This window comes from bacterium (genome assembly GCA_016873475.1).
Taxonomy (GTDB): domain Bacteria; phylum Krumholzibacteriota; class Krumholzibacteriia; order JACNKJ01; family JACNKJ01; genus VGXI01.
In genome coordinates this window covers 1-5,701 of the sequence record VGXI01000195.1, presented here as the reverse complement: position 1 = coordinate 5,701, position 5,701 = coordinate 1, and the positions used below count along the sequence as shown (strand labels likewise).

Below are 5,701 nucleotides of genomic sequence, written 5' to 3'. Positions count from 1 at the left end.
GGGGGCTGGCTCACGCTCGGCTACGTGCTCGCGCTCTTCCTGCTGCTGGACCACAAGTCGCGGCGCGAGGAGCGCTGGCTCGTCGCGAAGCACCCTGAGTACGCCGCCTACAAGAAGCGCGTGCGGCGGCTGATCCCGTTCATCTACTGACGCGTGGCGGCGGCCGCGGCGGCGAAAGCGAAGGCCCATGTCCGACTACACCCTGCGGCCGGCCGCCGCTACCGACCTCGACACGGTGCTCTACCACCGGCGGCGCATGTTCGAGGACATGGGCTACGCCGATCCCGCGGGGCAGGCGGCGATGCTGGCCATCTCGGCGCCGATGATCGAGCAGGGCCTCGCCGACGGCAACTACCGCGGCTGGCTGGCGGAGACGGCCGCGGGCGAGGTCGTGGCCGGCGGCGGGGTCATCTTCCTCGCCTTCCATCCCAACCCGGCGGATCCGCGGCCGCGGCGGGCCTGGGTGGTGAATGTCTTCACCGAGCCGGCGCACCGCCGGCGGGGGCTGGCGCGGCGGCTGATGGAGGCCATCGTCGCTTGGTGCGCGGCGGAGGGCCTGAGCAACCTGTACCTGCACGCCAGCACCGAGGGCCGCGCGCTCTACGCAGGCATGGGCTTCACGCCGACCAGCGAGATGCGGCTGCGCCTGCGCTAGCGAGCGCCGGCGGCGGACTTGACAGGTCCGCGGGCGGGGCTCAGAGTGGCCCCGTCGAGTCGAGCGTGAAGCCGATCCCCAGCGGAGCTCGGCGACGCGCTGATCCCCGTCCCCCGGGGAGTGGCCAGAAATCCTCCTGCATCTGCGGCCGTGGCAATGCCCGCGTGGCCGCTGCCTGGGGGATTGCCTCGTGAAGAGAAGCTCCAGCCGCCGCGGCGGCATGAAGCCCGCCGACCTGCGACTCCTGATCCAAGTCGGCGAAAGCAGTACCCTCGAGTTCAAGGAGAGCCTGCCGGCGTCCCTGGCGCGCGATCTGGTCGCTTTGGCCAACGCTGCGGGTGGCCGCATCCTGCTCGGCGTGCGCGATGACGGATCGGTGGCGGGGGTGAAGGACTCCAACGCGCTGCGTGCTCGCGTGCAGGACATCGCGCGCAACTGCGATCCGCCGGTCGGGGTGCGGGTCGAGCCGGTGGGCGCCGTGCTCGTCGTCGAGGTGCGCGAGAGCGATGCCAAGCCGGTGCAGTGTTCCGAGGGCTTCTTCCTCCGGCAGGGCGCGGTGACGCAGAAGCTCGGCCGCGAGGAGATCCGCGACTTCTTCCGCGCCGAAGGGGCGATTCGCTTCGACACCGCACCCTGCCCGCGCTTTCGCTATCCTCGAGATTTCGACCGCGGCAAGTACCTGGCCTGGCTAGGGCTTGCCGGCATTGGCGGCCGGCCGCGGGCGGAGGACGTGCTCGTCAACATCGAGGCCGCCGAGCGCGACGGCAGCCGGCTGCGCTTCACGAACGCAGGCGTGCTGTTCTTTGCCAAGCAGCCCCGGCGCTTCTTCGACCACGCCTACATCACCTGCCTGCTGGCCAAGGGCACGGACAAGGTGCACATCCTCGACCGCAAGGACTTCGACGGTGGCGTGGTGGGTGATATCGAGGAGGCGCTGCGCTTCGTCGAGCGGAACACGCGGCTCGCCTACCGAATCGAGTCGCTCAGGCGCGAGAACATCCCCGAGTATCCGATGAAGGCGCTGCGCGAGGCGATCACCAACGCGGTCATGCACCGCGACTGGTTCTTCGCGGGCGCCAACGTGTTCGTCGAGATCTACGCCGACCGCATCGAGGTGGTGAGCCCGGGCGGCCTGCCCAGGGGGATGACCCTGGCCGCGCTCGGCCACAAGAGCGTGCGGCGGAACTCGCTGATCGCCGACTTGCTGCACCGGATCGGCTTCATCGAGAAGGCCGGCACCGGGGTGAGGCGGATCCGGGAGGAGGCGCGCGCCGGCGGCTATCCCGAGCCGATCTGGGAGGCGAACGGCTTCACGACGGCGACCTTCCGGCCGAATCCGGCGGTGCGGGCGGCGGCGGAGGCCCCGGTGCTTGTCCAGCGCCCGGCAAGTACCCTGCAAGTCGCCGGCCGCCTACCCGACAAGTACCCGACAAGTACCCGGCAAGTCCTCGCCGCCCTCGAAGCAGCGGATGAGCCCCTGCCGCGCGCGGCGCTGCAGGATGCGGCCGGCCTCAGCAACCGAGAGCACTTCGTGAACGAGCACCTGGCGCCGCTTCTCGCCGCGGGCCTGATCGAGCTGACCGTCCCCACCAAGCCCCGAAGCAGCAAGCAGCGCTACCGGCTAACCGCGGCGGGGCGGGCCGTGCTGGCGGGCGCAGAGACCGACTCCGGCAGCGGCCCCTAGACCAGCCCCCGAGCTGGCCAAGAGCGGCGGCGAGCAACACAGCCCTCGCTGGCTTGCCGCGCCGGCAGATCCACGTGCAGACGCCGGCATTCGTCGGTGCTTCCAAGTCAATTTGGGCGCCCCTCGATCGCCAGCCTGTTTCAATAGTGACTTGGCAGAGGGCTGGGCAAGCCTGTACAGTCCTGGCTAGCAGGAGTGGGGCGCGCGCTTCGCCCCCCGCGGCCCAAGTCCCAGGAGCGATCGGATGGACTACAAGGAGATTCAGACCGCCACGGTGAGCCTTTACCTTCAGCTCGAGTTGCGCCGCCGGGCTCTACAGGAGGTCAGCGCCGTGGAAGCCGCGAGCTGGCTCGAGCGCGCGGGCATCCTGACGGACTCGCGCCACCGCCCGGGGCTTCCGCTCAGAAACCTCCTCCGCAGCGGGCTCATCCTCGGCCAGCGGCAGGAGTCTGGCAGGTGGTGGTTCATCGATCGTATCGAACTGAGATCGGTGGACTTCCGGCGAGCAGGGGGTTGAGGTGAACGCCTACCAAGTTGGGGTTGCGGCCGAAGCCTACGCTGCTGCCCAGTTCGCCCATGCCGGCTACAATGTCCTCGTGCAGTACGGCGCGAATCAGCCGCAATACGATCTGGTCGTTTCGGACGGCCAGCGGCTGCGGCAGGTTTCCGTCAAGGGGAGCCAGGACGGCGGCTGGGTGCTCGCGGCCTCGCACAAGAAGGCAGGCCAGAGCTACCATCAGGCGGTCGATGCCTGGGCGGCCAAGCAGTCCGACCCGAACACGATCTTCTGCTTCGTCCAGTTCAAGGACACGCCCGCGCTCGGACTTCCGCGCCTGTACTTGGCAACGGTCCCCGAGATCAGCAAGTACCTGAAGGTGAGCTGCGGAGGGCACGGTTACACGTCGGTGCGGGAGCGCTACACCTGGAAGAGCGGCAAAGCTGCCGGCACAACGGACACGATTCCGCCTGCATGGGGCATGTCTCCCGCGCGTATCGCGGCGCTCATGAAGCGCGGCCGCAAAGCACCTGTGAAGTGAGGTAGGAATTGGCTAGGAAGAAGGCAGGCTCCACAGAGAGGTCGGCGAGCGGCGCCACCATCGGCTACGAGGCCCAGCTTTGGCAGATGGCCGATGCCCTCCGCGGCAGCATGGATGCCGCCGAGTACAAACACGTGGTCCTGGGGCTGATCTTCCTCAAGTACATCTCCGATGCCTTCGAGGAACAGCACGCCAAGCTCGTCGCCGAGAAGGCGAAGGGCGCCGATCCCGAGGATCCGGACGAGTACCGCGCCAAGAGCATCTTCTGGGTACCGCCGGAGGCCCGCTGGGCGCACCTGAAGGCGCAAGCGAAGCAGCCGACCATCGGCCAGCTCGTGGACGACGCCATGGCCGGCATCGAGAGGGACAACCCTATCCTGAAGCCAGAGGGCATCGGGGTCTTGCCGAAGGACTTCGCACGGCCCGCGCTAGATAAGACGCGCCTCGGCCAGCTCATTGACCTGGTCAGCAACATCAAGGTCGGCGACGAGGCCTCCCGTGCGAAGGACCTGCTCGGGCAGATCTACCAGTACTTCCTCAGCCAGTTTGCGCTTGCTGAAGGCCGCAAGGGTGGCGAGTTCTGGACGCCGCAATGCGTCGTCCGGTTGCTCGTCGAAATGATCGAGCCCTACCGGGGCCGCGTGTACGACCCTTGCTGCGGCACGGGTGGGATGTTCGTGCACTCTGTGCAGTTCACGGCAGCGGCCTCCACCGGCAACGGGAACGGTGGCAAGGCGGGGAATTGGAAGTCGAAGCCCGACATCTCGATCTACGGTCAGGAGTCGAACTACACCACTTGGCGCCTTGCGAAGATGAACCTCGCCATCCGCGGCATCGACGGCCAGATCGCGCACGGTGACACCTTCCACGATGACCGCCACCCGGACCTCAAGGCCGACTTCATCCTCGCCAATCCCCCGTTCAACGTCAGCGATTGGGGTGGCGAGCGCCTACGCGATGACAAGCGCTGGCAGTACGGGGCGCCGCCGTCGGGCAACGCGAACTTCGCCTGGGTGCAGCACATCGTGCACCACCTGGCGCCCGCGGGCGTGGCCGGCTTCGTTCTCGCCAACGGCTCGATGTCGTCGAACCAGTCCGGTGAGGGCGAGATCCGCAAGGGCCTGATCGAAGCCGATCTCGTGGACTGCATGGTCGCACTGCCGGGCCAGCTCTTCTACTCGACGCAGATTCCAGCCTGCCTCTGGTTCCTCGCGCGCGACCGCAAGAACGGCAGGTTCCGCGACCGCCGCGGCCAGGTGCTCTTCATCGACGCTCGCAAGCTCGGCCGCATGGTAGACCGCACCCACCGAGAGCTGACCGACGAGGACATCGTCCGCATTGCCGCCACCTACCATGCCTGGCGCGGCGGGAAGGAGGTGGGCGAGTACGCGGACGTGCCCGGCTTCTGCAGGAGCGCCCCGCTCGAAGAGGTGCGCAAGCACGGCCACGTGCTCACGCCCGGCCGCTACGTTGGCGCCGAGGCGCAGGAGGACGACGGCGAGTCGTTCGAGGAGAAGATGAAGCGGCTCACCGCGACGCTGCGCGAGCAGGAGGCCGAGGCCGCGAAGCTCGATGCCCTGATTGCCGCCAACCTGAAGGAGCTTGGGTATGGCAAGGACTGAACACCCAAGGCAGGAGAAGGTACATGCCGCTTGAACTGCACAGTCTGAAAAAGGCCGTTGCCGCTATGGAGGCAGTGTTGGCGAAGACCAACGACGCGGAGTTCATGCGCGGTTTGGACGACGTCGCCCGGAACGCGATCAGGTCCGGCGTCATCCAGCACTTCGAATTCACGTACGAGATTTGGCAGCGTCCCGCTTTCTGTGGAAAGAGGCTGACGTAGCTCCGGTGGTGGTCATCAATGCTACTCCTCTCAAGCAGCGCGCCGCAAGCCAGGCCAGCTAACCGCTGCGAGCTCCTTCCAGCCATCGATCCGCTTGAGCCGGATCTGATCATTCGCAAACAGACCCCACAGCAGCACGAGCGCCGAGTCCTCCGTCGTGAACGCGCCCTGCGAGCGCGTCCGCCGCTTGAAGGCGCTGTTGACCGCCTCGATGGGATTCGTCGTCCGCAGGCACTTCCACTGGCTCGGCGGGAAGGCGTAGAAGGTGAGCAGTTCCTCGCCGGCTTCCTCGAGACTGCGGACCACCTCCTTCGCCAGCAGGGACCACTTCGCCACGAAGGCGCGGTAGGCCTTTTGCGCAGCCTGCAGATCCTCGGCGCCGATGATCGCCTGGTAGTCGCGCCGCAGTTCCGCCTGGGCATGCCGCGGCGCCTTGGCCAGGAGATTCTCCAGCTTGTGCTTCGTGCAGCGCTGGACGCGCG

Annotated in this window: 8 protein-coding genes; 7 read left to right on the top strand and 1 reads right to left on the bottom strand. The window is 67.5% G+C overall.

Going from position 1 to position 5,701, the window contains the following annotated elements:
• The 7 genes from FJ251_12885 to FJ251_12855 form a co-directional block, all read left to right on the top strand.
• The coding region (locus FJ251_12885; protein ID MBM4118604.1) for an isoprenylcysteine carboxylmethyltransferase family protein at positions 1-150 on the top strand (150 nt) is incomplete at its 5' end.
• A gap of 37 nt (positions 151-187) precedes the next feature.
• Positions 188-655, top strand: coding sequence for a GNAT family N-acetyltransferase (locus FJ251_12880; protein MBM4118603.1), 468 nt, complete (start codon positions 188-190; stop codon positions 653-655).
• Positions 656-875: 220 nt separating this feature from the next.
• Positions 876-2,339, top strand: coding sequence for a transcriptional regulator (locus FJ251_12875; protein MBM4118602.1), 1,464 nt, complete (start codon positions 876-878; stop codon positions 2,337-2,339).
• Positions 2,340-2,583: 244 nt separating this feature from the next.
• Positions 2,584-2,856: a hypothetical protein gene (locus FJ251_12870; protein ID MBM4118601.1), complete on the top strand. Its 273-nt coding sequence runs from the start codon at positions 2,584-2,586 to the stop codon at positions 2,854-2,856.
• Between the two features lies 1 nt (position 2,857).
• On the top strand, positions 2,858-3,376 hold the full coding sequence (locus FJ251_12865) for a hypothetical protein (protein ID MBM4118600.1): 519 nt from the start codon (positions 2,858-2,860) through the stop codon (positions 3,374-3,376).
• An 8-nt stretch (positions 3,377-3,384) separates the two neighbouring features.
• On the top strand, positions 3,385-4,998 hold the full coding sequence (locus FJ251_12860; GenBank protein ID MBM4118599.1) for an SAM-dependent DNA methyltransferase: 1,614 nt from the start codon (positions 3,385-3,387) through the stop codon (positions 4,996-4,998).
• Between the two features lie 23 nt (positions 4,999-5,021).
• Positions 5,022-5,219: a hypothetical protein gene (locus tag FJ251_12855; GenBank protein ID MBM4118598.1), complete on the top strand. Its 198-nt coding sequence runs from the start codon at positions 5,022-5,024 to the stop codon at positions 5,217-5,219.
• 30 nt (positions 5,220-5,249) lie between these two features.
• Here the strand turns inward: FJ251_12855 and FJ251_12850 are convergent.
• Positions 5,250-5,701, bottom strand: a 452-nt coding sequence (locus FJ251_12850) for an IS256 family transposase (protein MBM4118597.1), incomplete at its 5' end; no start/stop codon positions are given.

Bases quoted from the DNA above. Each gene is read 5' to 3' on its own strand.
- FJ251_12880 (MBM4118603.1), top strand. From the start codon at position 188: ATGTCCGACTACACCCTGCGGCCGGCCGCCGCTACCGACCTCGACACG.
- FJ251_12875 (MBM4118602.1), top strand. From the start codon at position 876: ATGAAGCCCGCCGACCTGCGACTCCTGATCCAAGTCGGCGAAAGCAGT.
- FJ251_12870 (MBM4118601.1), top strand. From the start codon at position 2,584: ATGGACTACAAGGAGATTCAGACCGCCACGGTGAGCCTTTACCTTCAG.
- FJ251_12855 (MBM4118598.1), top strand. From the start codon at position 5,022: ATGCCGCTTGAACTGCACAGTCTGAAAAAGGCCGTTGCCGCTATGGAG.